The 24,682-nt window shown below is 62.8% G+C and carries 25 protein-coding genes; 8 read left to right on the top strand and 17 right to left on the bottom strand.

Features of this window, described 5'->3' with window-relative positions; genetic code table 11:
* The first annotated feature begins 220 nt into the window (after nt 1–220).
* Nucleotides 221–1,552 (top strand): peptidoglycan DD-metalloendopeptidase family protein, encoded by a 1,332-nt coding sequence (locus tag VDP79_RS12565; protein ID WP_416233112.1) that lies wholly within the window; start codon nt 221–223, stop codon nt 1,550–1,552.
* A gap of 75 nt (nt 1,553–1,627) precedes the next feature.
* Nucleotides 1,628–2,698, top strand: coding sequence for an anhydro-N-acetylmuramic acid kinase (locus VDP79_RS12570; RefSeq protein ID WP_323018954.1), 1,071 nt, complete (start codon nt 1,628–1,630; stop codon nt 2,696–2,698).
* Here VDP79_RS12570 and erpA read toward each other — a convergent pair whose 3' ends face one another.
* The 7 genes from erpA to pmbA form a co-directional block, all read right to left on the bottom strand.
* Nucleotides 2,699–3,064 carry an iron-sulfur cluster insertion protein ErpA gene (gene erpA / locus VDP79_RS12575; RefSeq protein WP_323018524.1) on the bottom strand — a complete coding sequence of 122 codons (366 nt, stop codon included), beginning with the start codon at nt 3,062–3,064 and terminating at the stop codon, nt 2,699–2,701.
* Between the two features lie 5 nt (nt 3,065–3,069).
* Nucleotides 3,070–3,801 (bottom strand): DUF6776 family protein, encoded by a 732-nt coding sequence (locus tag VDP79_RS12580; RefSeq protein ID WP_323018525.1) that lies wholly within the window; start codon nt 3,799–3,801, stop codon nt 3,070–3,072.
* Nucleotides 3,802–3,814: 13 nt separating this feature from the next.
* A complete protein-coding gene (gene argC, locus VDP79_RS12585) occupies nt 3,815–4,873 on the bottom strand; it encodes an N-acetyl-gamma-glutamyl-phosphate reductase (protein WP_323018526.1) in 1,059 nt (352 codons plus the stop codon).
* 155 nt (nt 4,874–5,028) lie between these two features.
* A complete protein-coding gene (rpsI, locus tag VDP79_RS12590) occupies nt 5,029–5,421 on the bottom strand; it encodes a 30S ribosomal protein S9 (protein ID WP_323018527.1) in 393 nt (130 codons plus the stop codon).
* A gap of 12 nt (nt 5,422–5,433) precedes the next feature.
* Complete coding sequence (gene rplM / locus VDP79_RS12595; protein ID WP_298014404.1) at nt 5,434–5,862, bottom strand: 50S ribosomal protein L13; 429 nt, start codon at nt 5,860–5,862, stop codon at nt 5,434–5,436.
* A gap of 447 nt (nt 5,863–6,309) precedes the next feature.
* Entirely contained in the window at nt 6,310–7,410 is a 1,101-nt protein-coding gene (locus VDP79_RS12600; RefSeq protein ID WP_323018528.1) for a TRAP transporter substrate-binding protein, read from the bottom strand.
* Between the two features lie 97 nt (nt 7,411–7,507).
* Nucleotides 7,508–8,875: a metalloprotease PmbA gene (pmbA, locus tag VDP79_RS12605; protein ID WP_323018529.1), complete on the bottom strand. Its 1,368-nt coding sequence runs from the start codon at nt 8,873–8,875 to the stop codon at nt 7,508–7,510.
* A 52-nt stretch (nt 8,876–8,927) separates the two neighbouring features.
* Here pmbA and yjgA point away from each other — a divergent pair, with 52 nt between their 5' ends.
* Both yjgA and VDP79_RS12615 read left to right on the top strand, forming a co-directional pair.
* Complete coding sequence (yjgA, locus tag VDP79_RS12610) at nt 8,928–9,509, top strand: ribosome biogenesis factor YjgA (RefSeq protein ID WP_323018530.1); 582 nt, start codon at nt 8,928–8,930, stop codon at nt 9,507–9,509.
* A complete protein-coding gene (locus VDP79_RS12615) occupies nt 9,493–10,179 on the top strand; it encodes an alpha/beta hydrolase (protein WP_416233113.1) in 687 nt (228 codons plus the stop codon). Before yjgA ends, VDP79_RS12615 begins: the two co-directional genes overlap by 17 nt.
* A 235-nt stretch (nt 10,180–10,414) precedes the next feature.
* On the opposite strand, the gene VDP79_RS12620 is transcribed toward VDP79_RS12615, so the two are convergent.
* On the bottom strand, nt 10,415–12,871 hold the full coding sequence (locus VDP79_RS12620; protein WP_323018532.1) for a GNAT family N-acetyltransferase: 2,457 nt from the start codon (nt 12,869–12,871) through the stop codon (nt 10,415–10,417).
* A gap of 108 nt (nt 12,872–12,979) precedes the next feature.
* Here VDP79_RS12620 and gltX point away from each other — a divergent pair, with 108 nt between their 5' ends.
* Nucleotides 12,980–14,398: a glutamate--tRNA ligase gene (gene gltX / locus VDP79_RS12625; RefSeq protein ID WP_323018533.1), complete on the top strand. Its 1,419-nt coding sequence runs from the start codon at nt 12,980–12,982 to the stop codon at nt 14,396–14,398.
* A gap of 9 nt (nt 14,399–14,407) precedes the next feature.
* On the opposite strand, the gene VDP79_RS12630 is transcribed toward gltX, so the two are convergent.
* On the bottom strand, nt 14,408–14,899 hold the full coding sequence (locus VDP79_RS12630) for a hypothetical protein (RefSeq protein WP_323018534.1): 492 nt from the start codon (nt 14,897–14,899) through the stop codon (nt 14,408–14,410).
* Between the two features lie 135 nt (nt 14,900–15,034).
* Between VDP79_RS12630 and VDP79_RS12635 the strand changes: the two genes are divergently transcribed.
* The gene (locus tag VDP79_RS12635; protein WP_323018535.1) at nt 15,035–15,469 is read left to right on the top strand and encodes a hypothetical protein; all 435 of its coding nucleotides are present in this window, start codon (nt 15,035–15,037) and stop codon (nt 15,467–15,469) included.
* 133 nt (nt 15,470–15,602) lie between these two features.
* Here the strand turns inward: VDP79_RS12635 and VDP79_RS14995 are convergent, their stop codons facing one another.
* Complete coding sequence (locus tag VDP79_RS14995) at nt 15,603–16,445, bottom strand: hypothetical protein (RefSeq protein ID WP_416233114.1); 843 nt, start codon at nt 16,443–16,445, stop codon at nt 15,603–15,605.
* A gap of 206 nt (nt 16,446–16,651) precedes the next feature.
* On the opposite strand from VDP79_RS14995, the gene VDP79_RS12645 reads away from it, so the two are divergent.
* Complete coding sequence (locus tag VDP79_RS12645) at nt 16,652–17,218, top strand: YggT family protein (protein ID WP_323018537.1); 567 nt, start codon at nt 16,652–16,654, stop codon at nt 17,216–17,218.
* Nucleotides 17,219–17,224: 6 nt separating this feature from the next.
* On the opposite strand, the gene VDP79_RS12650 is transcribed toward VDP79_RS12645, so the two are convergent.
* The 7 genes from VDP79_RS12650 to VDP79_RS12680 form a co-directional block, all read right to left on the bottom strand.
* Nucleotides 17,225–17,722 carry a glycine zipper 2TM domain-containing protein gene (locus VDP79_RS12650; protein WP_323018538.1) on the bottom strand — a complete coding sequence of 166 codons (498 nt, stop codon included), beginning with the start codon at nt 17,720–17,722 and terminating at the stop codon, nt 17,225–17,227.
* A gap of 33 nt (nt 17,723–17,755) precedes the next feature.
* Nucleotides 17,756–18,706 (bottom strand): carbohydrate kinase family protein, encoded by a 951-nt coding sequence (locus VDP79_RS12655; RefSeq protein WP_323018539.1) that lies wholly within the window; start codon nt 18,704–18,706, stop codon nt 17,756–17,758.
* A 12-nt stretch (nt 18,707–18,718) separates the two neighbouring features.
* Nucleotides 18,719–19,702: a zinc-ribbon and DUF3426 domain-containing protein gene (locus tag VDP79_RS12660; protein WP_323018540.1), complete on the bottom strand. Its 984-nt coding sequence runs from the start codon at nt 19,700–19,702 to the stop codon at nt 18,719–18,721.
* Nucleotides 19,703–19,720: 18 nt separating this feature from the next.
* On the bottom strand, nt 19,721–20,635 hold the full coding sequence (gene prmA, locus VDP79_RS12665; protein ID WP_323018541.1) for a 50S ribosomal protein L11 methyltransferase: 915 nt from the start codon (nt 20,633–20,635) through the stop codon (nt 19,721–19,723).
* A gap of 9 nt (nt 20,636–20,644) precedes the next feature.
* A complete protein-coding gene (gene accC / locus VDP79_RS12670; protein ID WP_323018542.1) occupies nt 20,645–21,991 on the bottom strand; it encodes an acetyl-CoA carboxylase biotin carboxylase subunit in 1,347 nt (448 codons plus the stop codon).
* 3 nt (nt 21,992–21,994) lie between these two features.
* A complete protein-coding gene (accB, locus tag VDP79_RS12675) occupies nt 21,995–22,435 on the bottom strand; it encodes an acetyl-CoA carboxylase biotin carboxyl carrier protein (protein WP_323018543.1) in 441 nt (146 codons plus the stop codon).
* A gap of 262 nt (nt 22,436–22,697) precedes the next feature.
* Complete coding sequence (locus tag VDP79_RS12680; RefSeq protein ID WP_323018544.1) at nt 22,698–23,198, bottom strand: TlpA disulfide reductase family protein; 501 nt, start codon at nt 23,196–23,198, stop codon at nt 22,698–22,700.
* Nucleotides 23,199–23,271: 73 nt separating this feature from the next.
* Here VDP79_RS12680 and mpl point away from each other — a divergent pair, with 73 nt between their 5' ends.
* Nucleotides 23,272–24,681 (top strand): UDP-N-acetylmuramate:L-alanyl-gamma-D-glutamyl-meso-diaminopimelate ligase, encoded by a 1,410-nt coding sequence (gene mpl / locus VDP79_RS12685; RefSeq protein WP_323018545.1) that lies wholly within the window; start codon nt 23,272–23,274, stop codon nt 24,679–24,681.
* Nucleotide 24,682: the final 1 nt, after the last annotated feature.

Genomic DNA, 24,682 nt, shown 5'->3' on the forward strand with positions numbered 1-24,682 from the left:
CTCGAAAAATCGAGATTAATGCGCTAGCATAACGTGCCATCGCAGCTTCTGTACAACACATTCGACGCCCGAGCAAACGGCGGAGCCTCATATTAGCAGAGCCCCCGCCACAGGTGACCCATTGGGCAGGCCCGCTGTCGCGCATCTCTTGATGCGTCGCGCCTGCTGAATCAGACACCCAGGCCCGGCATAGCCCGAACCGACCGAATTCCCTACGCCCATGATGCCTGACGCCCCCCAGACGCAACGCCACCGACACATCACTCGCAGTCTGCTCTTTGCCGCCGGGGGCCTGTTTCTGACCGCCGCCGCATTGGCTGTCGTCAAACCCGCCGCACCACCCGAACCGATCTTTCAGGCCCGCCAGACGCTGGATCTGCCTCCCATGGGCAGCAGCCAGCAGACTCCGGCGCCCTATGTCGCGTCGACCCGTATCCGCCGCGGCGACACGGTATCCGATTTGCTGCACCGCCTGGGCGTCAACGAAGACGGTCTGCTGACGTTTCTGACTCACGAAAAAGACGCGCGCTCGATCTACAAGCTCTACCCTGGCCGCACGGTCCAAGCCGCGTTGGACGCACAAGGCAATCTGGTCTGGCTGCGCTACGCCCACACCCCGGGCAGCAGCGTCAAATCCGGCGTCGAATCCGCCTGGCTGGAAATCCGTCCCGATGCGCAGGGTAAATTTACGGCGCAGGAGCGCACCGTCGCCGCCGCCCAGGAAACGCGGGTGGCCGAAGGCGAAATCACCAGCTCGCTCTTTGGCGCAGCCGATCAGGCCCAGGTGCCCGATGCCATCACCATGGAAATGGTGGATATCCTGGGCAGCCGCATCGACTTCCTGAAAGATCTGCGCAAAGGCGACCGCTTTCGCATCGTCTACGACGCCTACATGCACGATGGTGAAGAAGTCGGCGCCGGTCGCATCCGCGCCCTGGAATTCATCAACAAGGACAAAACCTATAGCGCCGTCTGGTTCCAGAACACCCAGGGCCAGGGCGGCTATTATGACTTTTCGGGCGCCAGCCTGAAGGGCGCCTTTTTACGCACCGCCATCAAATTCACGCGGATCAGTTCGCGCTTCGGCATGCGCATGCACCCGATCCATAAAAAATGGACTGGCCACAAGGGCGTCGATTACGCAGCTCAATCCGGCACCCCGATCCACGCGACGGCGGATGGCACGGTGGAATTCATCGGTCGCCAAAACGGCTACGGCAACGTGATCATCCTGAAGAATTTCGGTAAATATTCCACGCTGTATGCCCATCAAAGCCGCTTTGCCAAGGGCCTGAAAAAAGGCGACCGCATTCAACAAGGCCAGCTGATCGGATACGTCGGCCAGACAGGCTGGGCCACCGGCCCCCATCTGCACTACGAATTCCGCATCAACAATCAGCCCGTGGACCCCCTGGCCGTCGACCTGCCCGTGGCGCGCCCCCTGGACAATGCCGATCAAAAGGCATTCCAGACCCTGGTGGCCCGCTATCAACCGCAAATGAACATGCTGGCGCGCCTGCAAGACAGCCGGATCCAGCTCGCCGAACGTTAAGGCGCCGGCGACACGCAGGGCGCGTTCGCCGCATTTTTCTGTCAAGATCCGGCGCCATGCACAGTCAATTACTTTATCGGTCTGATGTCCGGCACCAGCACGGACGGCGTGGACGGGGTGCTGGCGCAGCTGTCCGACAGCATCACCGTGCAGGCCTACGCCAGCCAGCCGCTGCCCGCCGAATTACGCAAAGAACTGCTGGCCCTGAACACCCCAGGCCCCAACGAGCTGGCCAGGACGGCCCTGGCGGCCAATACCCTGGCCGACTGCTATGCAGATGTTGTCTCATCCCTGCTGACCCAATCCGGCCTGACCGCGGCAAACATCCATGCCATCGGCGCCCACGGGCAGACCGTGCGCCACGTCCCTGAAGCCGGCTATACCCTGCAGATCAACGCCCCCGCACGCCTGGCCGAGCGCACCGGCATCGCCGTGGTCGCCGATTTCCGCAGCCGCGATGTGGCGGCTGGCGGCCAGGGCGCCCCGCTCGTCCCGGCGTTTCATGCTGCGCGATTTGGTGCGGATGCCGGCCGTGTGGTGCTGAATCTGGGCGGCATCGCCAATCTGACCCTGCTGGACAGCCCGATTCGGGGCTTTGACACCGGCCCTGCGAACATGCTGATGGATGCCTGGGTGCAACAGCACCGGGGCGTGGCGTACGACCACGATGGCGCCTGGGCGGCACAGGGCCGGTGCGACGCCGCACTGCTGGATGCGCTGATGTCGGAACCCTGGCTGGCGCTGCCGCCGCCTAAATCCACAGGGCGCGACCTGTTCAATCCCGATTGGCTGCGAGTGCGCCTGGATGCTCTGCCGACCCGGCCGGCGCCTGCCGACGTCCAGGCGACGCTATTGCAGTTTTCTGTGGCGACTATTGCTCAGGCGCTGCACCGGCACGCGCCCGACACCCGCGAAATTCTGGCCTGCGGCGGTGGCGCATTGAATCCGGTCTTCATGCATACGCTGGCCCAGGCTTTGCCATGCCGCCTGACCACGACAGCAGAATTCGGCGTCCCGGTTCAATGTGTCGAAGCGCTGGCCTTTGCCTGGCTGGCGCAAGCTCATGTGCTGGGCCAACCCGCCTGCCTGCCCGCCGTCACCGGCGCACGCCACGCGACGATTGCCGGGTGCCTGTATCCCGCGTGATCAGGGTGCGAACGACGACCCGCAACCGCAGGTCGTGTTGGCATTGGGATTGCGGATCACGAACTGGGAGCCTTCCAGGTCATCCTTGTAGTCGATTTCGGAACCGATCAGATACTGGAAGCTCATGGCATCGACCAACAGCTGAACGCCATCGCGTTCGATCGTGGTGTCGTCGTCGGCCACATCCTCGTCGAAGGTGAAGCCGTACTGAAAGCCGGAACACCCGCCGCCCTGTACGAATACCCGCAGCTTCAAGGCCTCGTTGCCTTCTTCGGTCAGCAGTTCACGGACCTTGGCGGCAGCCGCATCGGTAAAGATCAGAGGGCTGGGCGGGACGTCCAGTTCTGCGTATTCGATAGTGCTCATGATGATTACTCCTGCACAGTAGGGGCCGTGCCATTCAAAGCGGCATCCTGGGTGGCGCGAATCGTATCGCCTTCCAGAATTTCCAGACGCACCGATTGAACTTGCAAGCCGGCGGGAACCTGCAGCACGCCGGTGCTGCGCTGAAACTGGTCGAAGACCAGCGCCAGCGGATCGGCCGCGTCGCTAGCGGCGCCGGCTGCTTGGTCCGGAGCCAGCGGCGGATTCAGATCCATTTTAACGGTTTTACCCTGAGAGCGGCCCTGCACCACAAAACGCATACGGCCTTTGAAGGATTCGGCATTCGGGACGGCATTGCGGGTCAGCAGCACCCGATAGCGCAAGAACTCGCCATCCGCCTGGATATCAAACGCTCTGACGGTCAACGCCCCGGCGGGCCCCGGCGGGATGAGTTGCTCGTAAAACGCCAATTGATCCCGGACATGTCCCAACTGCTGCTGCAGATCGGCCAATTTTTCCTGCAGCACCCGCTGGGTGCCCGCCTGGATCTCGCCATCACTGCGGGCAGCCGCCTGGGCCGCCCGATCCTGGGCCAGTTCCGCCTGCTGCGCCGCAAGCTGAGCCTGCAGATCCTGAATCTGTTGTCGATCCCCGCTATGCATGCCCAGGTGCATGGCAGCCGCCCCGGCAATGAACACCAACGCAAACGCCAGGCCCATGGTCAGGATACGGATCAACCAGCGCCGGAATCCGCTTGTCTGCCCGGTATCACGTGTCATGATCACACCGCCATCAAGGCAGCACCGCTACCTGTTGCAGGCCGGTGACTTCAGGAAAACCGAACATCAGATTCATGTTCTGCACCGCTTGGCCGGCGGCGCCCTTGACCAGATTGTCCTGCACCACCAGCACGACCAAAGTATCCCCGCCGGCAGGACGATGGACGGCAAGACGCAGCATATTGGACGCCCGCACCGACCGCGTCTGAGGCAGGCTGCCGGCTGGCATCACATCGACAAAGGGCTCATCGGCATAGCGTTGTTCATACAGGGCTTGGAAGTCGGTATCCAGGGCATCCGGCAGGATGCGCAGATACAGGGTAGAGAACATGCCCCGGATCATGGGTACCAAATGCGGGACGAAGGTCAGCCCGACCGGCTCGCCGGCGATGCGGGTCAGGCATTCGGAAATTTCGGGATGATGGCGGTGGCCCGCCACCCCGTAGGCGGCGAAATTGTCCGCCGCTTCGGAAAACAGGGAGCCGACCTGGGTCTTGCGCCCCGCCCCGGACACCCCCGATTTCGAATCGGCAATGACGTGCGCAACATCGACCAGCGCACGCCCCGCCTGCAGGAGAGGCGCCAAGCCCAGCAGCACCGTGGTCGGATAACACCCAGGATTGCCGACGACCCGCGCCTGGCGGATGCGGTCGCGATCCAATTCCGGCAAGCCATAAACGGCATCGCGCAACACGGCAGGGCAACTGTGCGGCAGCTTGTACCAACGCTGGAACGCGTCGATATCCTGCAAACGGAAATCGGCTGCCAGGTCGATGATGCGGACATCATGTTCCAGCAGACCCGGGGCCTGCTCCATGGCGACGCCATGAGGCGTCGCGAAAAACACGACATCGCACTGATCCAGCGCGGCGTCTTCAGGCGTCTGAAAGCACAGATCGACGTGGCCGCGCAGGTTCGGGAACATATCGGCCACCGGCACGCCTGATTCCTTGCGTGACGTGATGGCATGCAGTTGTACATGGGGGTGCTGCGACAGCAGGCGTAATAGTTCCACCCCGGTGTACCCGGTGCCGCCGACGATGCCGACTTTGATGCGTGACGCTGCGTTCATATCCCTTCCTGCAAAAAAACATGCGACTGCATTCCATTCTACAAGCAGGCAGACGAACGTGCTGCCCGGGGACGCAGGCGACAGCCAACAAAAAACCCCGGCTGCAAGCCGGGGTTTTTGCATCGCACCGGGTGGAAAACCACCCGAAACAGCGATCAGCGCTTGCTGAACTGCTTGCGGCGACGGGCCTTGTGGAAGCCGACCTTTTTACGTTCGACTTCACGGGCATCGCGCGTGACGAAGCCAGCTTGCTTGAGCGGCGACTTCAGGGTCTCGTCGTATTCGATCAGGGCACGCGTAATGCCATGACGCACGGCGCCGGCCTGGCCGGATTCACCGCCACCGTGCACGTTGACGTGAAAGTCGAACGATTCCAGGTGGTTGGTCAGCGCCAGCGGCTGACGCACGACCATGCGGCCGGTTTCACGCGCAAAGTATTCGTCAACCGGCAAGCCGTTGACGACGATCTTGCCCGTGCCTTTTTTCAGAAACACCCGAGCCACCGAAGTTTTGCGGCGGCCAGTGCCGTAATTCCAATTACCGATCATGATGGCCTATCCTCAAATATCCAGGGTTTGCGGCTGCTGCGCGGTATGCGGGTGCTCGGCACCGGCATAGACCTTCAGCTTTTTCGCCATGGCGTAACCCAACGGCCCCTTGGGCAGCATGCCCTTGACGGCTTTCTGCAGGGCGCGGCCCGGAAAACGCTGCTGCATTTTCTGGAAGTTGGTTTCCGTGATCCCGCCCGGATAGGTGGAGTGACGGTAGTAGCGTTTGTCCTGCGCCTTGGCGCCGGTGACAACGATATCGGCGGCATTGACGACGACGATGTAATCGCCCGTATCAACGTGCGGCGTGAATTCGGGTTTGTGCTTGCCACGCAGACGGCGTGCGACTTCGCTGGCCACACGGCCGAGGACCTTGCCCTTGGCGTCGATCACAAACCAGTCACGCTTGACTTCATGCGGCTTGGCCACAAAGGTCTTCATGATGGTGTTCCTGATGAAAAATAAATGAAAGTTTTCGCTTTATTGTCAGGGCTTTATTTGCTGACCCACATACTGCGGCCAGAACCCGTACAAATTTGATTCAAAACGAAAAGCCCACCATTGTAAGCCACATCAATAACCCAGGCAAATGGAGGAAATAGCAGAGTCCGCGTAGGCGTGGCGAGGCCTAGTGTGTGCGTGCCCCAACCAGCGGTCCTCCCGATGGTCGGACTACCCGGATCTTCTTCGTCCGAGCGGGCGGCGGGCGAACTCGGCCTTCGGCCTCAAACACACCCGCCGACACCCCCCGCTCTCCCTTCAGAAGCATCCGGCGCTGGTCGACCGGGCACGCACACACTAGGCCTCGCCACGCCAGCACCTGCGCAAACACTCCACGCTGAAAAACAAAAAACGCCCCGAAAGGCGTTTTTTGATCCAGACAGCGGATTATTTTTTCTGACGCGCCAGCGCGGCGCCCAGATAGTTGTCGTAGGAACCTTCGGCGACGCGGAACCAGGGCACCACGTTGTCACGGAAGGCCATGTAGTTCTCGAAGATTTTCTTGAAGCCCGCGTCTTTATCGCAGAACTCTTTATAAACCACGCTGGATGCCTCGAACGATGCATCCATGACTTCGCGTGGGAAGCTCTTGAGCACGGCGCCATTGGCGATCAGGCGGCGCAGGGCTTCGGGGTTATGGGCATCATAATCCTGCACCATCTTTGAACCCGCCGCGCGCGACGCGATGTCGATCGCCGCCTGATAGTGCTTCGGCAGTTCGGCATAGGCCTTGTCGTTGACGTACAGCGACACCTGGGCGGAGCCTTCCCACCAGCCCGGATAGTAGTAGTACTTGGCGACCTTCTGGAAACCCAGTTTTTCGTCGTCCACCGGACCAACGAATTCCACAGCGTCCAGCGCCCCCTTTTCCAGAGACGGATAAATATCCCCCGGCGGCACCTGCTGCGGAATCACGCCCATCCGCGACAGGACTTCGCCCGCGAAACCAGCCGTACGCATCTTCAGGCCCTTCAGATCTTCGACAGTCTTGATTTCCTTGCGGTACCAGCCGCCCATCTGGGTGCCGGTATTGCCCAGGGGGAAGTTCACGATGCCCCGCGGCGCAAACAGTTCGCGCATCAGCTTCAGGCCGTCGCCTTCATACATCCAGGCATTCATCTGGCGCACGTTCAGCCCAAACGGCACTGCCGTATCGAAACAGAAGGAAGGATCCTTGCCGTAGTAGTAGTAGGACGCAGTCTGGCCGCATTCCACCGTGCGGTTGCCCACCGCATCCATCACGCCATAACCCGGAACCAGTTCACCAGCGGGGTACAGACGAATGTTGAAGTTGCCGTCGGTCAGGTCCTTCACCATGCTGCAAAACAACTGCGCCGTGGAAAACAGCGGCGGCAGCGACGGCCCATAAGTGGACGTCATTTTCCAGTTGATCTGGGGAGTAGTCTGCGCGATGGCGGGCGCGGCCACAGCCGCTGTGCCGGCGACTGCACCCAGCCCAGCCTTTTTCAGAAATGCACGACGCTGCATGATGAGTGATCTCCGTGGTGTTCGAGTAAGAAGAAGTGTCCCTGATATTACACTGTGCGCCCGGCGGCGCGTAGCCCTGCCGCCTGGCGCACAGCCGTCATCGACCGGCGACGGCCATGCGCTCGATCAGGATGGAGCCGGTGGATTTGGCGCCCCGCGCATGGACATCCGCCCCCACCGCCACCATCTGGCGGAACATCTCCGCCAGATTGCCGGCGATGGTGATTTCATGCACCGGATGACGGATCTTGCCGCCCTGCACCCAATAGCCGAAAGCGCCCCGGGAATAATCACCGGTCACATAATTGACGCCCTGGCCGATGAGTTCCGTGACAAGCAGGCCGGTATCCATCTTGCGCAGCATGGCGTCCAGATCGTCCGCCGGGCGCGTCAGGTGCGACCGCAGACTGAGGTTATGCGAGCCGCCGGCATTACCCGTGGTGGCCATGCCCAATTTACGGGCCGTGTAGGTGGACAGAAAATAGCCTGTCAGCACCCCCTGGTCGACCACACGGCGCGCCTGCGTGCGCACGCCCTCGGCATCGAATGGCGAGCTGCCCTGCGCGCCGGGAACATAGGGGTTTTCAATCACGTCCAGATGATCGGCCAGCACCAGCTTGCCCAGGCTGTCCAGCAGAAAACTGGCCTTGCGATACAAGGCGCCGCCGCTGGTGGCCTGCACCAGAGCGCCCAGCAGGCCCACGGCCAACGGCGCTTCGAACAGCACCGGGTAATGGCCGGTTTTCACCGTACGGGCATTCAGCCGCGACAAGGCGCGTTCGGCCGCGTAGCGGCCAACGCGGACGGGATCGGCCAGATCCTGGGCGCGGCGCGCCGACGTGTACCAGAAATCGCGCTGCATGCCATCGCCGCGCCCGGCGATGGGCGCCACCGACAGACTGTGGCGGGAATAGGGATAGCCTCCTAGAAAACCCTGCGAATTGCCCAGGACGAAATGGCCTTCCATGGTGTCCAGGGAAGCGCCTTCGGTGTTGGTGATCTGATCGCTGACGGCCAGGGCGGCGCGCTCGGCCCGGATGGCGAGGCGAGCCGCATCGGCGACCTCGATCGCCCAGGGGTGGTGCAGATCCAGATCAGGGTAATGCTGCGCCAGCTGGTCGGCATCCGGCAGGCCGGCGGCGGGATCTTCCGCCGTATGGCGAGCGATATGCCAGGCGGCCTGGACGGTCTTGCGCAGCGCATCCGCCGAGAAGTCCGAGGTGGACGCCGACCCCCGGCGCTGGCCGGCAAAGACCGTGATGGCGAGGGACCGGTCGCGGGTCTGTTCGATGGTTTCCAGCGTGCGCTGCCGCACCGCCACCGACAGGCCCCGGCTTTCGGAGACCTCGGCGGCGGCATCCGATGCGCCAGCATCGCGTGCGTAGCGCAGGGCATCAGTGATCAGTTCGCGGAATTGAGCCTGCTGGGCGGGGATATCCAGGAAATCGTCAGTGTGTTCTTTCATGCTCAATCTGCCGTGGTCAAGACGGTTATCATAGCCAATTGCAAATCATTTTATGCCTGAACCCATGGACGAACACCTGCCGGACGAGGATGCCGCCCAAGACCAGCGGCCCAGCAAATCCCAGGTCAAGCGCGATCTGCACGCCCTGCTCGACCTGGGACGCGAGCTGATCGACCTGCCGGCGGCGCGGCTGGCGCAATTACCGCTGGACGATTCCCTGCGCGACGCCATCGCCTTGGCCCAACGCATCCACAGCAATGAAGGCCGCCGCCGGCAGACCCACTACGTCGGCAAGCTGCTGCGCCGCGTCGATGCCCAGGCTCTGCGTCGCCAGTTGACGGAATGGGCCAGCGGATCGCGCGAGCAGACCCGCTCCATGCACCGCCTGGAATCCCTGCGCGACCGATTGCTGGATGACGACGAGGCGCTGACCCGGCTGCTGGAATCCTTCCCGCAACTGGATATCCAGGCGCTGCGGGCGCAGATTCGCGCCGCCCGCAAAGAAGCCAAGGACAATCTGTCGCGCGCCGCCGGTCAGGAACCCGTGCGCAAGCACTACCGCGCCCTGTTCCAGACCCTGAAACAAATCGACTTCGAGGACCATGCCAGTGGACACGATGCTGGAAACGATTGAACGGGCTACCGGCCCCAACCCGACCCACAGCGTGATCTGGCTGCACGGACTGGGGGCCGATGGTCACGACTTCGAACCCATCGTGCCAGACCTGGCGCACCCCGGCCTGCCGGACATTCGCTTTGTCTTTCCCCACGCGCCGGTCCGCCCGGTGACGCTGAATCAAGGCATGCCGATGCGGGCCTGGTATGACCTGTACGGCCTGGACCGCGACGCCCGCGAAGACATCGACGGCATCCGCGCCACCCGACGCGCGATCACGGAATTGATCACGCGTGAAGCCGAACGCGGCATCCCGCGCGAACAGATCGTGCTGGCCGGCTTTTCCCAAGGCTGCGCCATGGCGCTATATACCGGTCTGCGTCTGGAACACAGACTGGCCGGACTGATCGGCCTGTCGGGCTACCTGCCGCTGCGCAACACCACGGCGGCAGAACGCCACCCTGCCAACGCCGCCACCCCGGTATTCATGGCGCACGGCACTCAGGACATGGTGGTGCCCCTGAGCTATGCGGAAACCAGCCGGGATGTAATGACGGGTCTGGGGCAGGCGGTGCAGTGGCACACGTACTCGATGCCTCACGGACTGCATCCCCAGGAACTGGACGATATCCGGGCATTTCTATCGGAGGTGTTCGTACGCTCGGATGAATCAGGCACGACATCCTGACCCCATCCTTGGTGCGACGCATCCCTCCACCTCGCGCCTTGCAAGGCGCTCGGATGAATCAGGCACGAACCCCCACGGCCACCTTTGGTGCGATGCATCCCTCCACCTCGCGCCTTGCAAGGCGCTCGGATGAATCAGGCACGAACCCCCACGGCCACCTTTGGTGCGACGCATCCCTCCACCTCGCGCCTTGCAAGGCGCTCGGATGAATCAGGCACGAAATAGCCCGCAGGGGCTATTTCGTGTCCAGATTCATCCATACCCTTCTCATGCCTGGGTCTTCGGGGTCGGGGTCGTTTTGCAGGCCCAGGGACGTCATCAGCGCAATCATGGCGCGATTGGTGGCCAGCACGAGGCCTTCGATGTAGCGCAGGCCCTGCTGGCGCGCAACCTGGAACAGGCTGTGCATCAATTCCCCGCCCAGGCCGCGCCGTTGCCAGTCGTCGGCAATCACCAGCGCGTATTCGGCGCCCTGGCCATCGGCATTGCGCAGGTAATGCGCAAACCCTACGATCCGCTCGCGCAGCAGGCCGCGGTTTTCGGGATTAGGCACCTGCACCGTGGCGACCAGCGCCACTTCCCGGTCGTAGTCGATGCGCGTATAACGGGCCAGCATCCGGGGCGTCAATTCGCGCAACATGGACACGAAGCGCATGTAGCGCGACTCGTCTGACAGGTCGCGCATGAATTCCTGCAGCAAGGAGGCGTCTTCCGGGCGGATGGGCCGCAGCAGCCATTCCTGACCATCTGCCATGACCATGGGCCGCACCATGCGTCGCGGATACGGGTGGATCGCCATGTGGCGGTAGGCCTGGTTTTCAGGGCGCTCACCGTCGTAATTCGGGTCCAGGCTGATCTGAATGCTGCCGGCGAACAAACTGGTATCGTCCCACCACAGGGGGTCGATACATAAGGAACGCACCCCCGGCAGGGCGCTGACGATTTCAGAAATGCGTTCCAGTGATTCACGCAATTGCTCGAACACCGCCGGGCTGAGATCCTTTTCCAGGACGCGGGACCAGAATTTTCCACGCTGGATCAGCTGGCGAGCCAGATAATTGTTCAGCGGCGGCAGCTCGATTTCCCGATGCGGCGACGCCAGCTGAGCGGGCCGCCCGCCCGGACCGAATTGAAGGTAGGGGCCGAACCGGGCATCCTGGCGCACCTGGATGGCCATGGGCACATTCTGGCGGGCCGGTTCGGGGGCCTGCTGGTCCTCGATCAAAATAGGCACGTGGAAACAGTCCAACAGCCAGCGGCAAGCCGGACGATCCAGTTCCTCTCGGCCCGACATGATGGCATCGCTGAGCAGGGTGCGGGCCTCGTCCAGCCTTGGCGGCCGGTTCAGCATCTCGGGCGGCAAGGCCTGCTGGGCCAGCGTCTGGTTGTAGTGATACGACGCCAGAATGCCGAAGGCATTGGCGGCGGATTCCGGGGTGCGGAAGGCCGGCAGGCCCACGGCATCCAGTCGATGTCGCTGCGAACGCATCGAGGCATCGCCCAGAAAGCAGGAAATGATCGGCTTGGCAGCCGCTTCGGAAAACTGCGCCAGGGCTTCTGTTGCAGCATCCATGTCCGACAGGGCATCCGGCGCAATCAGCACCAGCACCCCATCCACATTGCCATCGGCCGCCAGCAGCGACAGCGCCTGCTGCAGATTGTCCGGCTCCAGGGGGGCATGACTGACGACGGGATTGTCCACGGCAGCGCCCGGTTCCAGCAGCGCCGCCAGGTCGCGCCGGGTCTGCGTGCCCAGGTCGGCGCGCGAGACCGGACCGCCCGAGCCGACCGAGTCCAATGCCAGGCGGGCGGCGCCATGGCCATTGGAAAACAGGGCGATGCGCCGGCCTCGCTGGCGCTTGGTATGCACCAGGACCTTGAGCGCCGAAAACAATTGCACGAAAAACCGGATGCGCACCGCCCCCGTCCGCCGCAACAGCGCATCGAACACGGCATCGGCCGCCGCATCGTTGCCCGGCCCCTGACGGCCGGCTTTCAGCACAATGACCGGCTTGACGCTGGCAGCCGCCAGCAGCGCGCTGGCAAAGCGCCGCGAAGACTCGGCCTCTTCGAGATAGAGCACGATGCTGTCCGAGCGCGTATCCATGGACAGGTATTCCAGGACTTCGGCGGTCGTCACGCCCGAGGCATCCCCCGTGGATACCACAGCAGAAAACCCCAGCTGAATATCACCGGCCCAGTCCAGTACGGCAGCAGCCACCATGCGCGACTGAGCAACCAGCGCTACCCGCCCGACCGGCGCGCTATGCGAGTCCAGCCCCAGATTCAGTCCCAGGTGCGGACGCTGGATGCCCAGCGCGCCGGGCCCCAGCACCAGGCAGTCGTTCATCTGCCCCCAGGCCTGGCAATAGGTGTGGGTTTCGGCCGGATCGGCGGACGGGGTTTCGTGAGGCAGCAGCAACACCGCACGCGGGTGATGCGCCCGCAATTCGCCCAGAGCGGCTGGCAAACGCGCGGGGTCCAGGCACAGCAACGCCATATCCAGGCGCTGCCCCGGCTGTAGAAAGTCCAGCTGCGCAGGCAGCTGCCACTGTCCGCGCTCATCCACCCTGACAGCGGCGATGCGGCCCTGCAACAAGGGCGGCGGCGCCTGGACGACGGGCAGATCACGCGAACTAAGAACCAGCAAGGAGCGCGGCTCGAACAAAGCCGCCAGACGATGACGCAACATGAACGCAACCCCGAAACCCCCAAAGATGGGGCGTCCTTTAAAATACACGATTTCCATCCTGATTCTACAGGGCTTGCAGCCTCAGCACCCTGTCTGCCGACCACCACCATGACCGTTGCCACTTCGCGCCCCGTGCGCACTCGATTTGCCCCCTCGCCCACCGGCTATCTGCACCTGGGAGGGGCGCGGACCGCCTTGTTTTCCTGGGCCTACGCACGCCACTACGGGGGGACTTTCGTGTTGCGCATCGAGGACACAGACCTGGAACGATCCACCCCGGAAGCCGTCCAGGCCATTCTGGACGGCATGCAGTGGCTCAATCTGCAGCCCGACGAAGGCCCCTTCTATCAGATGCAGCGCATGGACCGCTACCGCCAGGTCATCGCCGACATGCTGTCCCAGGGGACGGCCTACCACTGCTACAGCACCCCCGCCGAAGTCGAAGCCATGCGCGAGCGCGCCCGCGCCGTCGGCGCCAAGCCGCGCTACGACGGCACCTGGCGCCCGGAACCGGGCAAGACCCTGCCCCCTGTTCCCGCCGACATCCGGCCCGTGGTGCGTTTCCGCAGCCCGCAGGATGGCGTCACCGCCTGGGATGATCTGGTCAAAGGGCCGATCAGCTTTGACAATGGCGAGCTGGATGACCTGGTCATCGCCCGCCCCGACGGCACGCCCACCTATAATTTCTGTGTGGTGGTGGACGACTGGGACATGCAGATCAGCCACGTGATCCGGGGTGACGACCACGTCAACAATACACCGCGCCAGATCACCATCCTGCAGGCGCTGGGCGCCGAACCGCCCTGTTATGGCCACGTGCCGATGATTCTGGGGCCAGACGGTGAAAAGCTGTCAAAGCGCCACGGCGCGGTCAGCGTCATGGAATACGACCGCCTGGGCTATCTGCCCGACGCCATGGTCAATTACCTGGCCCGCCTGGGCTGGAGCCACGGCAACGACGAACTCTTTTCCCGCGAGCAATTCGTGGCATGGTTCGACCCGCAGCACCTCAGCCGCTCGGCGGCGCAATGGGATCCGAAAAAACTGAACTGGGTCAACGCTCATGCACTGCGCCAGCTGGACCCCGCCGACCTGGCCGATCGGGTGGCGCCGCGCATCATCCAGCGCGGCGGCAATCCGCAGGCTGCTGATCTGCCCGCCGTCATGTCCCTGCTGCGCGACCGCAGTGAAACCCTGGAAGACCTGGCCGAAGGCGCCCTGCTGTTCTGCGGCCCCTACGTACCAGCCGATGCCGCCCTGCGAGCGGAAGTGCTGGACGATGCCGCGCTGGTCCTGCTGCGGGCCTTTCAAGCGCAAGCCCAAGACCTGGGCGATTGGACCGACGCCGCCCTGGATGCCGCGATCAAGTCCGTCCTGAAAACCGAGGGCGCCAAGATGCCGAAACTGGCCATCCCGCTGCGAGTCGCCGTCACAGGCCACAAGCACACCCCATCCATCAGCGCCGTACTGACCCTGCTGGGCCGCACCACCGTGTTGGAACGTCTGAGCGCGACCCTGGCCGGCTAAACCCGCCGATCAGAAGGGCAGCCGATAGCCTGGCGACATCCGCCGGGCGCGTACGCTGCCCTGAGCGCCCTGCAGCCTCAGTTCCGCCGCATCGGCCCGGACGATGTGATAGCGATTGGCGTAGATCGGATCATTCAAATCCACGGATACGCCATTGGATTCCAAGGTGCGCAACACCAGCGCATCGCCGCTACGCGACCAGCAGCCGGATTCTTCCAGCCCCTGCGAAGGCGCGCGAGGACGCTTGATCTGCTCCACATACGTCATGGTGCCGTCCGGATTCAGGGTGTACAGAGTGCGCAAGGCGCCCGCCACCCCTTTTTGCGTGCTCACCGACAACCAATTGCCCACCAGCGCGTCTCCGGCTGCCGCTGGCGTGCAGGTCGGTACAGCCGCGTGGACGACAGCAGGCGCCTGGGCGGGTTTGGTCGGGGCGCAGCCAGCCAGCACCCCTAGAGCAGCCATCCCCGCCGCTGCAATAGAAAAACGAATGAATCGCATTACTTGATTCCTGTTCATGACAATTGTCATCCAATACCCCCGCCCCACATAGGGCCGGACCCGGCAGACCCGATGACCTGGCCTACAATTTTTGGGTGCCTGCGCAACTTGCAGGAAAACAATCATTTTACTGACATGAGCCACTCCGTACTCGTCACATTGCACTTGTTTGCCGCCATCATGTTCGTGGGCACCGTGTTCTTCGAAGTGCTGATCCTGGAAGGCATCCGCAAGCCCCTGGGACGGGAAGCCATGCGCAACGTGGAACTGGCGATCGGCCGCCGCGCCCGACGCATCATGCCGTTTGTCATGATCGTCCTGTTCGGGGCCGGCCTGGGCATGGCCTGGCAGTTCCGGGATGCGCTGGCGCAACCCTTTGCCAGCCATTTTGCCACCCTGCTGTGGATCAAGATCATCCTGGCCTTCAGCGTACTGGGGCATTTTATTTTTGCCATGACCATGAGCGGTACAGGCCGGCTGAAGTCCCGTCATTTCCAGATCATCCACCTGAGCGTGTTTTGCCATGTGGTCCTGATCGTATTCCTGGCCAAGGCCATGTTCTATCTCTGATTCGCCGCAATCAAGCGGGAAACGCAACTTTTTCGAGACAAAGAACAATCCGATGGCGGAAGAAAGCCCCTAGCGCGCCGATAGTGCTTGGAAGCCCCCCACACCTTACGCTAGACTTGAATGCGTGTGATATTCATGATATTGCACGCCTGCGCCATTTGAGATGAGCCGCACCTGACGTGGGGGTCATATCAAATGGGTGGACGTTTCCTTTTGCCCTAAGGAGCCCGACAATGGCAACCGCCAAGAAAGCCGCAGCCACACCCGCAAAATCCGCCCCCGCCAAAACCCCCGCAAAAGCAGCAGCAAAGAAAGCCGCCCCAAAAGCAGCTGCCAAGCCTGCCGCCACAAAAGCTACTGCAGCTAAACCCGCTGCCAAGGCAGCTCCCAAAAAGACAGCCGTGAAAGCAAGCCCCAAGGCTGCCGCCAAACCCGTTGCCAAAAAAGCGGCTCCGGTAAAAGCTGCCGCCAAACCTGCGGCCAAGAAGGTCGCTGCCAAGCCTGCCGCCAAGAAAGCCACACCGGCAAAACCCGCTGCCAAAAAGGCCGTAGCACCGGCTGCCAAAAAGACAGTTGCCAAAAAACCGGCTGCAGCCAAGGCGCCTGTCGCCAAAGCAGCCGCCACGGTGAAAAAGACAGCGGCCAAGCCTGCAAGCGCTAAAGCAGCTGCCAAACCTGCAGTGAAAAAAGCAGCGGCAAAGCCCGCAGCAGCGAAAAAACCGGCTGCAAAACCCGCAGCTGCCGCCAAAAAACCGCTTGCCAAAAAGCCTGTCGCCAGCAAAGCGGCTACGGCCAAAGCAGCACCGGCAAAGAAAGCAGCAGCCAGCAAACCCGCCGCCGGCAAGGCCAGTGCAGTCAAAAAGGCGCCTGCAAAAGCAGCCGCAAAAACGACCGCCAAGGCCCCGGCAGCCAAGGCTGCTGCCGCCAAAAAACCGGCTGCCAGCAAAACCACTACCGTGAAAAAGGCTGCCAGCAAACCGACTGCAGCGGCGCCCGCCGCCCGCACGGACGTCAACCCTGGTGGCAACTGGCCGTTCCCCCTGAACAGCCGCCCGTAAGCAAGCCATATCAGCATGATCGATGCGCCGGGAATGCTCAGACGAGCACCCCGGCGCATTGCACTTGCCGCACCTTTTACGCTAATGCGACAATGGCCTACTTCATGCCATCTGTGAGCACCGCATGGTCCGCGACATTCTGCTTTTTCTGATTGATATTGTCTTTTCGCTCTTTGGCATCGCCCTGATTCTACGGGCCTGGATTTTTGCAATCCGCCTGCATCCATTCAATCCGTATTCTCAAGCCATCCTGCGGGTCACCGACTGGCTGGTGCAGCCCATCCGGCGCATGATCCCGGTCAGCGGACGCTTTGACTGGCCCAGCATCCTGGCCTGCTGGATCACGGCCATGCTCTACCTGCTGCTGACCTGGCTGATCGCCATGGGCGGCCTGCTGCCTCCGGCATCCGCCATCGGCGCAATCTTGCTGACCGGGCTGCTGGTGGGCTTGAAATGGCTGTTCAATGTGATTGTGTGGGTCACGCTGATTCAGGCCGTGCTGTCCTGGATCAATCCGCTGTCGCCGGTCATGCCGGTGCTCTACACCCTGACGGCGCCGCTGCTGGACCCTATCCGGCGCATTCTGCCCCGCATGGGGGGGCTGGACCTATCGCCGCTGGTGTTGCTGGTGGTGGCCCAGATCGTGATGATGATTCTGAACCACCTGGCGTTTTCAACGTTTGGGGTCTGACGCCGATTACATCGGGACGACGCGGGTCGGGCCGCCGCCGCTGATGACCTGCACCCGCTGGCCCGAACTGAGCGCGATATCGTTGGCCTGCGCAATGACGCGGGTTTCGCCATTATCCAGGCGCACGGTGATTTCCAGGCCCTGGGTCTTGCTGACCTGATTTTCAACCGCATTGCCCGCCAGGCCGCCCAACAGGGCGCCGCCGATGGACGTCAGGATCTGGCCCCGGCCACCGCCAATGGCGCTACCCGCCACGCCGCCCAATGCGCCGCCGGCCAATGCGCCGACGCCGGACGATTTATCGGACTGGATGACGACTGGCCGCACGGACACGACCGTGCCATAACGCACGATCTGTTCCTGCTGCGCCTGACCATAGGTATAAACGGACCCCGAAGCCGACTGATTGGCGCAACCGGCCAATGCCAAAACGGACAGGGAAATCCCCGCCGCCGCGGTCAGGCGCAAGGCGCGGGATGAAAGAGAAGAACTGCGGATCACCATGAAGGGACTCCCGTAACAGCTAACAACAAAGGATCAGGCAAGGCCTGCATCGATCCCGTAATGACGCTGCAGCGTTGCTGCAATCTGGTCACGGGACGGTTGGTGGTTTTGCGGACCTTGACTGACGATTTTAAAGCCGCCCATCACGTTCGCCAAACAGCAGGCATCCCGCAATGACCAATCATTGACCAGGCCATACAACAAGCCGGCGCGATGGGCATCACCGCAGCCGGTCGGATCCACGATCTGGCTGACCGGCACTGGTGCAATATCAGTTTGCTCACCCTGGGCATACAGCGTGGAGCCCTCGCCGCCCCGGGTGATCACAGCTGCCTGCAGGCCGGCGGCGATCGCTGCGATAGACTGCCCCATGCGGTCCTCGATGACGCTGGCCTCGTAGTCGTTGGCGGTCAGGATGCTGGACATGGCCACCATGCGGCGCAGATCATCGCCATCGAACAAGGGCATCGCCTGCCCCAGGTCGAAAATAAAGGGGATGCCGGCCGCATGCAGGCGCTCTGCATGGGCGAACATGCCGTCCTTGGAATCAGGCGATACGATGGCCCAGCGGGCGGCGTGCCCCGTCAGATCGTTTTCGGCCGAACGCAGCATGGCGCCGGGATGGAAAGACGCGATCTGGTTATTGTCCTGGTCCGTCGTGATGTAGCACTGCGCCGTATAGGTATCCGGCAACACCCGCACCAGACGGGTATCGATCTGCAGATCGCGCAGGCGCTGCAGATAATCGTCGGCGTCCTGGCCCACGGTGCCTACGGGCACGGGATGCCCGCCCAGCAGCTTCAGGTTGTAGGCGATATTCCCGGCGCAGCCGCCGAATTCCTTGCGCAGTGTCGGCACAAAAAAAGACACGCTCAGGGACTTGAGGTTATCCGACAGGATGTGGTCACGAAAACAGCCTTCGAACACGGCGATGGTATCGAAGGCGATGGAACCACAAATCAGCACATCCTGGTTGGGGGTCATGAATGAGTATCCTCAGGGGTAGAACAGATCAAGCTGATAGCCATTGATCCGCAGACCATCAAGGGTCAGCGGCACCTGGACCAGCACTTCGCCACGCGCGGCAAATGGACGTTTGGCGACTTCGGCCCCCAGATATTCCGGGGGGGACACATTCCGGCGCACCAGCAGCGTGCCTGCAGCGTCCTTGAGATCCAGCACGAGCGTCGGCCATTCCTGTGCATGTTCGGACTGATTGCGCAGCGTCGCCTGCAGGATGAAACGCTGCACAGGGCTTGAGGCAGAGACGGCGTCCGAGCCATGCGTACCGGGCACGTCATCCTGGACTTTCAGCGCAGAGCCGGTGATGGTCAAGCGCGCCAGATCCCGGGCATAGGGCACCTGGCAGCGCAAGGGCACGCACGCCTGCTCCAGCCAGGGTCGTAGGGCAGGAACCGCTTGCGCCAGCTGCGCACGATAGACATACAGCAGCTGCGCCCCCACCAGACCGATCAACGCCAACAACAGCAGACGGGCCAGCAAACGGACGATCCCCGCCCACCATGACGGCGCATCGTCCTGCCGCAACAGAGGCGCAGCGGTGCCTCCTTGGCTGAAATGCCCGGGCCGGGGCTCGACGACAAAGGACTCAGGGCGATCCGCTGCCTCGATCTGCGGCTCGATGCGGAAAGTGTCATAGTCAGCAACAGGTTCAGCATCCGGCGCAGCCAGACTGCGCCCGGACCGGAAGACCTGGGGCGCCTCGGCATCATCGGCATCCTCATATGCAGAAGACGCCGGCGCCGCCGCGGAATACGGCGGGGCCGACTCCGGATGCGAGACGGCAGACGGCTCCGCCGACACAGGTGCCACGCCCGAAGCGTCGGACACGACCTCGGCGTAGCCATCAAAAATATGAGAGCACTGAACGCAGCGGATATAGCCCTTGCGCAGCTGCAAATCCGACAGGCTGGCTTGGAAAACCGTGCCGCACTGCGGGCAACGCGTGGTCAGGTCCATCCCCCGGCCTCCCGCTGCTCAGTCTTTATGCCCGGCCAGGCAGACCCAGCCGTCGCGAGCCGCCCACACCTGCAGAGCCAACCAGGGCGCATACGCCTGGGCGACCTCGTCAGCTTGGCGTTCCAGCACACCCGACAGAGCCAGCCAGCCCCCGGGCGCAACCCGGGACGACAGCATGGGCGCCAGGACCTTCAGGGGATTGGACAAAATATTGGCGACCACGACCTGACTGGCGCCATCCGGCAAAGCGTCCGGCAGGCACGCCTGCACCTGGACCCGGTTGACGGCGGCATTCTGTGCCGTCGACAGCACTGCTTGATCGTCGATATCCACGCCGACCGTCAGGCCCGCGCCCAACAGCCGCGCCGCAATGGCCAGGATGCCGGAACCGCAGCCGTAATCCAGCACAGTTTCCCCGCCTTGCAGATGGGCGGCCAGCCATTCCAGGCACAGATGCGTGGTGGGGTGGCTGCCCGTGCCAAAGGCCAGACCGGGATCCAATTCGATGCGAATGATGCCATCCTGCTGACCCACAGGCGGCAGACCGGCGTCTTCGCGGTGCCAGCTGGGCACGATCCAGATGCGATCACCCACGGTGATCGGCCCGAACTGCGACTGGGTCAAGCGGACCCAATCGGCATCCGGCACATCGCGCAGATGCCAATCGCCGGCAGCCGGCGCGGGCCCGGCCAGACCATCCAAGGCAGTCAACAAATGGGCGGGATCGTCGCCATCGGCCAGCAGCGCCACCAGACGGTTGCGCTGCCAGGCCAAGGTTTCCGGCTCGGTGCCAGGTTCGCCAAAAAGCGCCTGCTCCTGATCCGTATCGCTATCAGCGTCTTCGACCGATACCGACAGCGCGCCTGCATCCAGAAGCGCATCCGACCAGGCTTCCGCCTGATCATGCCTGCAGCTGAGCACCAATTCACGCATGCCGCGCCCTTATGGCCGCTGGGCCAGTTTGTGTTCCAGGTAGTGGATGCTGGTCCCACCCTTGATGAAGTGCTCGTCCTGCAGCAATTCACGGTGCAGGGGAATATTGGTGCGGATGCCTTCGACGATCATTTCCGACAGGGCGATATCCATGCGCACCAGCGCCTGATGGCGGTCATCGCCATAGGTGATGAGCTTGGCCACCATCGAGTCGTAATACGGCGGCACCGTGTAGCCGGTGAACACGTGCGAATCCATCCGTACCCCGGGGCCGCCCGGCACGTGCCAGTTGGTGACCTTGCCCGGGCTGGGGGTGAATTTATGCGGGTCTTCGGCGTTGATACGGCATTCGATGGCATGCCCGTGCAGATGAATGTCACGCTGGCGCAGCGTGAATTTTTCACCGGCGGCAATGCGGATCTGCCACTGCACCAGGTCCAGCCCTGTGATCATTTCCGTGACGGTATGTTCGACCTGGATCCGGGTATTCATCTCGATGAAGAAGAATTCCCCGTTTTCGTACAGGAATTCAAACGTGCCGGCGCCGCGATAGCGCATCTGGCGGCAGGCCTCGGCGCAACGCTCACCGATGTGCGCGATCAGATCGCGCTCGATGCCCGGCGCGGGCGCTTCCTCGATGACTTTCTGGTGGCGGCGTTGCATCGAGCAATCGCGTTCGCCCAGCCAGACGGCTTTGCCCTCGCCATCGGCCAATATCTGGATTTCGATATGGCGCGGGTTTTCCAGGAATTTTTCCAGGTAGACCTCGGGGTTGTTGAAGGCGACCCCGGCTTCCGTGCGCGTCATGGCCACGGAATTGATCAGCGACCCGGCATCGTAGACGACGCGCATGCCGCGCCCGCCGCCGCCGCCGGCAGCCTTGATGATGACGGGGTAGCCTACCCTGTCGGCGATCTGCAGAATCTGGGCCGGGTCCTCGGGCAGGGCGCCGTCCGAACCAGGCACGACCGGCACGCCGGCCGCGATCATGGCCTGCTTGGCGCAGACCTTGTCGCCCATGGTGCGAATGCTCTCGGGACGCGGCCCGATGAAGACGAAACCGCTTTTCTCGACACGCTCGGCGAAGTCGGCGTTTTCGGACAGGAATCCGTAGCCGGGATGGATGGCCTCGGCATCGGTGACTTCCGCCGCCGAAATCAGGGCCGGCATGTTCAGGTAGCTGTCGCGCGGCGACGCAGGCCCGATGCAGACGGATTCATCCGCCAGCCGCACGTATTTGGCTTCGCGGTCGGCCTCGGAATGGACTACCACGGTCTTGATGCCCAGTTCACGGCAAGCGCGCTGAACCCGCAGGGCGATTTCCCCGCGATTGGCAATCAGAATTTTTTCAAACATGGCTTAAGCAATAATGAACAGGGGTTGGCCGTATTCGACGGGTTCGCCGTTTTCGACCAGGATTTCCTTGATCACGCCGGACTTGTCGGCCTCGATCTCGTTCAGAAGCTTCATGGCTTCGATGATGCACAAGGGGTCGCCTTCTTTGACGGTCTGACCGACTTCGACAAAGGCGGGCGAATTGGGGTTGGGCGCCCGGTAAAAAGTGCCGACCATCGGCGCCTTGACCTGATGGCCTTGAGGCGCAGCGGCGGCCGGAGCAGCAGGCGCAGGGGCGGCAGCCGCTGCCACCACCGGAGCGGCGGCGACCGGCGCAGCGGCGACGACCGGCGTCTGGGAAAACTTCACGATACGGACCTTGCCCTCGCCTTCGGTGATTTCCAGTTCGGCAATCCCCGAATCGGCCACCAGGTCGATCAATGTTTTCAGTTTTCTGAGATCCATGAGAAATGATTCCTGTGTGCAGGCCCGTATCGGCAGGCCATTCGTGATGAAAGGCGGGCGGCAGAAACAAAGATGCCGTCGGTCTGCCCTGTCCAAGCAGGGAGAATCCACGACGGCCGCATCTGACGTGACATCCAGGGGTCTGCCGGAAGTGCAGCCACAGCCTGAACGCATCAGCCCTTAAAGCGCCTTTTTACGCTAAAACCGTCGATTTGTCCATTAAATAAGGGGCGGACAGGCCATGCAGCAAGAAACTTGAAACTTATAGTATCTGGGCAACCCGCGCCTGCAGATCATCGGGTTTCAGCTCGCCCACGACCGTCGTCGCCGCGCGCCCCTTGCGATCGAACAGCACGGTAAAAGGCAGGCCGCCGCCCTTGTTGCCCAATTCACGCATCAAAGGAATGCCCTGGGTGCCTGTCAGCAGCAAGGGGTAGGATACGTGGACCTTGTCCAGAAACCGCAACACATTGGCGCGGGTATCGACGGCCAGCCCCAACACGACCAGATCGGGATGCTGCTGATGCAGGGATTCGAGCAGCGGCATTTCACGCACGCAGGGTGCACACCAGCTGGCCCAGAAATTCATGACCAGAGGACGTCCGACGTAAGCGGACAGGGCTTGGGCAGCCCCCTGCAAATCATCGAAAGAACGGCCAAACACCGGATCGGCCGGCAGCATGGAGGCCATGACCGGCCCCGCCCCTGTCGTGATGCCCAGCACAGCCCCCGAGGCCGCACGCAGAAATGAGCGTCTATCCATGAAATCATCCACTGCAGAATTCCTTGCCGGACCATCATAGCATTGGGCCCTACAATACAGCCCGGAGGATACGATGCACGTACACATACTGGGAATCTGCGGCACGTTCATGGGCGGTCTGGCGCTGATCGCCCGCTCGGCGGGGCATCGGGTCACTGGCTGCGACGCTGGTGTCTACCCCCCCATGAGCACGCAACTGCTCGAACAGGGCATCGACCTGGTCGAAGGCTTCGATGCCGGCCAGGTCAAGCTGGGCGCAGACCTTTACATCATCGGCAACGTCGTCAGCCGGGGCAATCCGCTGATGGAAGCCATCCTGGACCAGGGCCTGCCCTATATATCCGGCCCGCAATGGCTGTCCGAGCACATCCTGCCCGGCCAGCACGTACTGGCCGTGGCCGGCACCCACGGCAAGACCACGACCAGCGCCCTGCTGGCCTGGATCTTCGAGCATGCCGGCCAGCCGGCCAATTTCCTGATCGGCGGTGTCGCCCCGGATCTGCAGGTCTCGGCCCGCTATCAGGCGCAGCGCCGCCATTTCGTCATCGAGGCCGACGAATACGACACGGCTTTCTTCGACAAGCGTTCCAAGTTCGTGCATTACCGCCCTCGCACGGCGATCTTGAACAATCTGGAATTCGACCACGCCGACATTTTCCCGGATCTGGACGCCATCGAAACCCAGTTCCACCATCTGGTGCGCACCATCCCCGCCAACGGCCGGATCATCCGGCCCGCCGCCAGCGAGGCGCTGGACCGCGTACTGGCCAGGGGCTGCTGGACCGCAGTAGACACCTTTGGCCCGGACGGTCTCTGGCAGGCCCGCACGGATGCGACCAACGACCGCCGCTGCCAGGTCCTGCACGACGGGCAAGCACAAGGCTGGCTGGACTGGTCGATGGCGGGCTTGCATAACCAGTCCAACGCGCTGGCCGCTATCGCCGCCGCTCACCATGCAGGCATCTCTATTTCCGCTGCGCTGGCGGCGCTGAACGCCTTCCAGGGGGTGCGCCGGCGCCTGGAATTGCGCGGCACGGCACAAGGCGTCGCCGTCTACGACGACTTCGCCCATCACCCCAGCGCCATCGCCACCACCATCGACGGCCTGCGGCGGCGCATCGGGACCGGGCCGCGTATCCTGGCCGTCCTGGAGCCCCGATCCAACACCATGAAACTGGGCACCATGGCGGCCCGCCTGCCGGACGCCCTGGCGCAGGCCGATCAGGTCTATTGCTACGGCGATGCCGCCGGCAAACAGGCGCTGGGCTGGGATGCAGCACAGGTTCTGGCCTCTCTAGGCAGCCGCCTGATCTGGACGGGCGGCGATCTGCCCGCCCTGATCGACTCCCTGTGCCATCACGCCCAGGCAGGCGACCACATTCTCATCATGAGCAACGGCGGCTTTGGCGGCATCCACCTGAAACTGCTGGACGCGCTGGCCCGCCGCCCCTCGGACATCTCCTCGCACCAGCCCCCCCACTGAT

The organism is Castellaniella sp., from assembly GCF_034675905.1.
Lineage (GTDB): Bacteria > Pseudomonadota > Gammaproteobacteria > Burkholderiales > Burkholderiaceae_B > Castellaniella.

Coding starts and splice junctions, on each gene's coding strand:
- pmbA (WP_323018529.1), bottom strand. CDS start 8,875: ATGAAAGAACACACTGACGATTTCCTGGATATCCCCGCCCAGCAGGCT.
- VDP79_RS12645 (WP_323018537.1), top strand. CDS start 16,652: ATGGTCCGCGACATTCTGCTTTTTCTGATTGATATTGTCTTTTCGCTC.
- prmA (WP_323018541.1), bottom strand. CDS start 20,635: ATGCGTGAATTGGTGCTCAGCTGCAGGCATGATCAGGCGGAAGCCTGG.
- VDP79_RS12650 (WP_323018538.1), bottom strand. CDS start 17,722: ATGGTGATCCGCAGTTCTTCTCTTTCATCCCGCGCCTTGCGCCTGACC.
- VDP79_RS12655 (WP_323018539.1), bottom strand. CDS start 18,706: ATGACCCCCAACCAGGATGTGCTGATTTGTGGTTCCATCGCCTTCGAT.
- gltX (WP_323018533.1), top strand. CDS start 12,980: ATGACCGTTGCCACTTCGCGCCCCGTGCGCACTCGATTTGCCCCCTCG.
- accB (WP_323018543.1), bottom strand. CDS start 22,435: ATGGATCTCAGAAAACTGAAAACATTGATCGACCTGGTGGCCGATTCG.
- accC (WP_323018542.1), bottom strand. CDS start 21,991: ATGTTTGAAAAAATTCTGATTGCCAATCGCGGGGAAATCGCCCTGCGG.
- VDP79_RS12615 (WP_416233113.1), top strand. CDS start 9,493: ATGCTGGAAACGATTGAACGGGCTACCGGCCCCAACCCGACCCACAGC.
- VDP79_RS12620 (WP_323018532.1), bottom strand. CDS start 12,871: ATGTTGCGTCATCGTCTGGCGGCTTTGTTCGAGCCGCGCTCCTTGCTG.
- VDP79_RS12580 (WP_323018525.1), bottom strand. CDS start 3,801: ATGACACGTGATACCGGGCAGACAAGCGGATTCCGGCGCTGGTTGATC.
- erpA (WP_323018524.1), bottom strand. CDS start 3,064: ATGAGCACTATCGAATACGCAGAACTGGACGTCCCGCCCAGCCCTCTG.
- VDP79_RS12635 (WP_323018535.1), top strand. CDS start 15,035: ATGAGCCACTCCGTACTCGTCACATTGCACTTGTTTGCCGCCATCATG.
- VDP79_RS12660 (WP_323018540.1), bottom strand. CDS start 19,702: ATGGACCTGACCACGCGTTGCCCGCAGTGCGGCACGGTTTTCCAAGCC.
- rpsI (WP_323018527.1), bottom strand. CDS start 5,421: ATGATCGGTAATTGGAATTACGGCACTGGCCGCCGCAAAACTTCGGTG.
- VDP79_RS12600 (WP_323018528.1), bottom strand. CDS start 7,410: ATGCAGCGTCGTGCATTTCTGAAAAAGGCTGGGCTGGGTGCAGTCGCC.
- rplM (WP_298014404.1), bottom strand. CDS start 5,862: ATGAAGACCTTTGTGGCCAAGCCGCATGAAGTCAAGCGTGACTGGTTT.
- yjgA (WP_323018530.1), top strand. CDS start 8,928: ATGCCTGAACCCATGGACGAACACCTGCCGGACGAGGATGCCGCCCAA.
- mpl (WP_323018545.1), top strand. CDS start 23,272: ATGCACGTACACATACTGGGAATCTGCGGCACGTTCATGGGCGGTCTG.
- argC (WP_323018526.1), bottom strand. CDS start 4,873: ATGAACGCAGCGTCACGCATCAAAGTCGGCATCGTCGGCGGCACCGGG.
- VDP79_RS12680 (WP_323018544.1), bottom strand. CDS start 23,198: ATGGATAGACGCTCATTTCTGCGTGCGGCCTCGGGGGCTGTGCTGGGC.
- VDP79_RS12630 (WP_323018534.1), bottom strand. CDS start 14,899: ATGCGATTCATTCGTTTTTCTATTGCAGCGGCGGGGATGGCTGCTCTA.
- VDP79_RS12565 (WP_416233112.1), top strand. CDS start 221: ATGATGCCTGACGCCCCCCAGACGCAACGCCACCGACACATCACTCGC.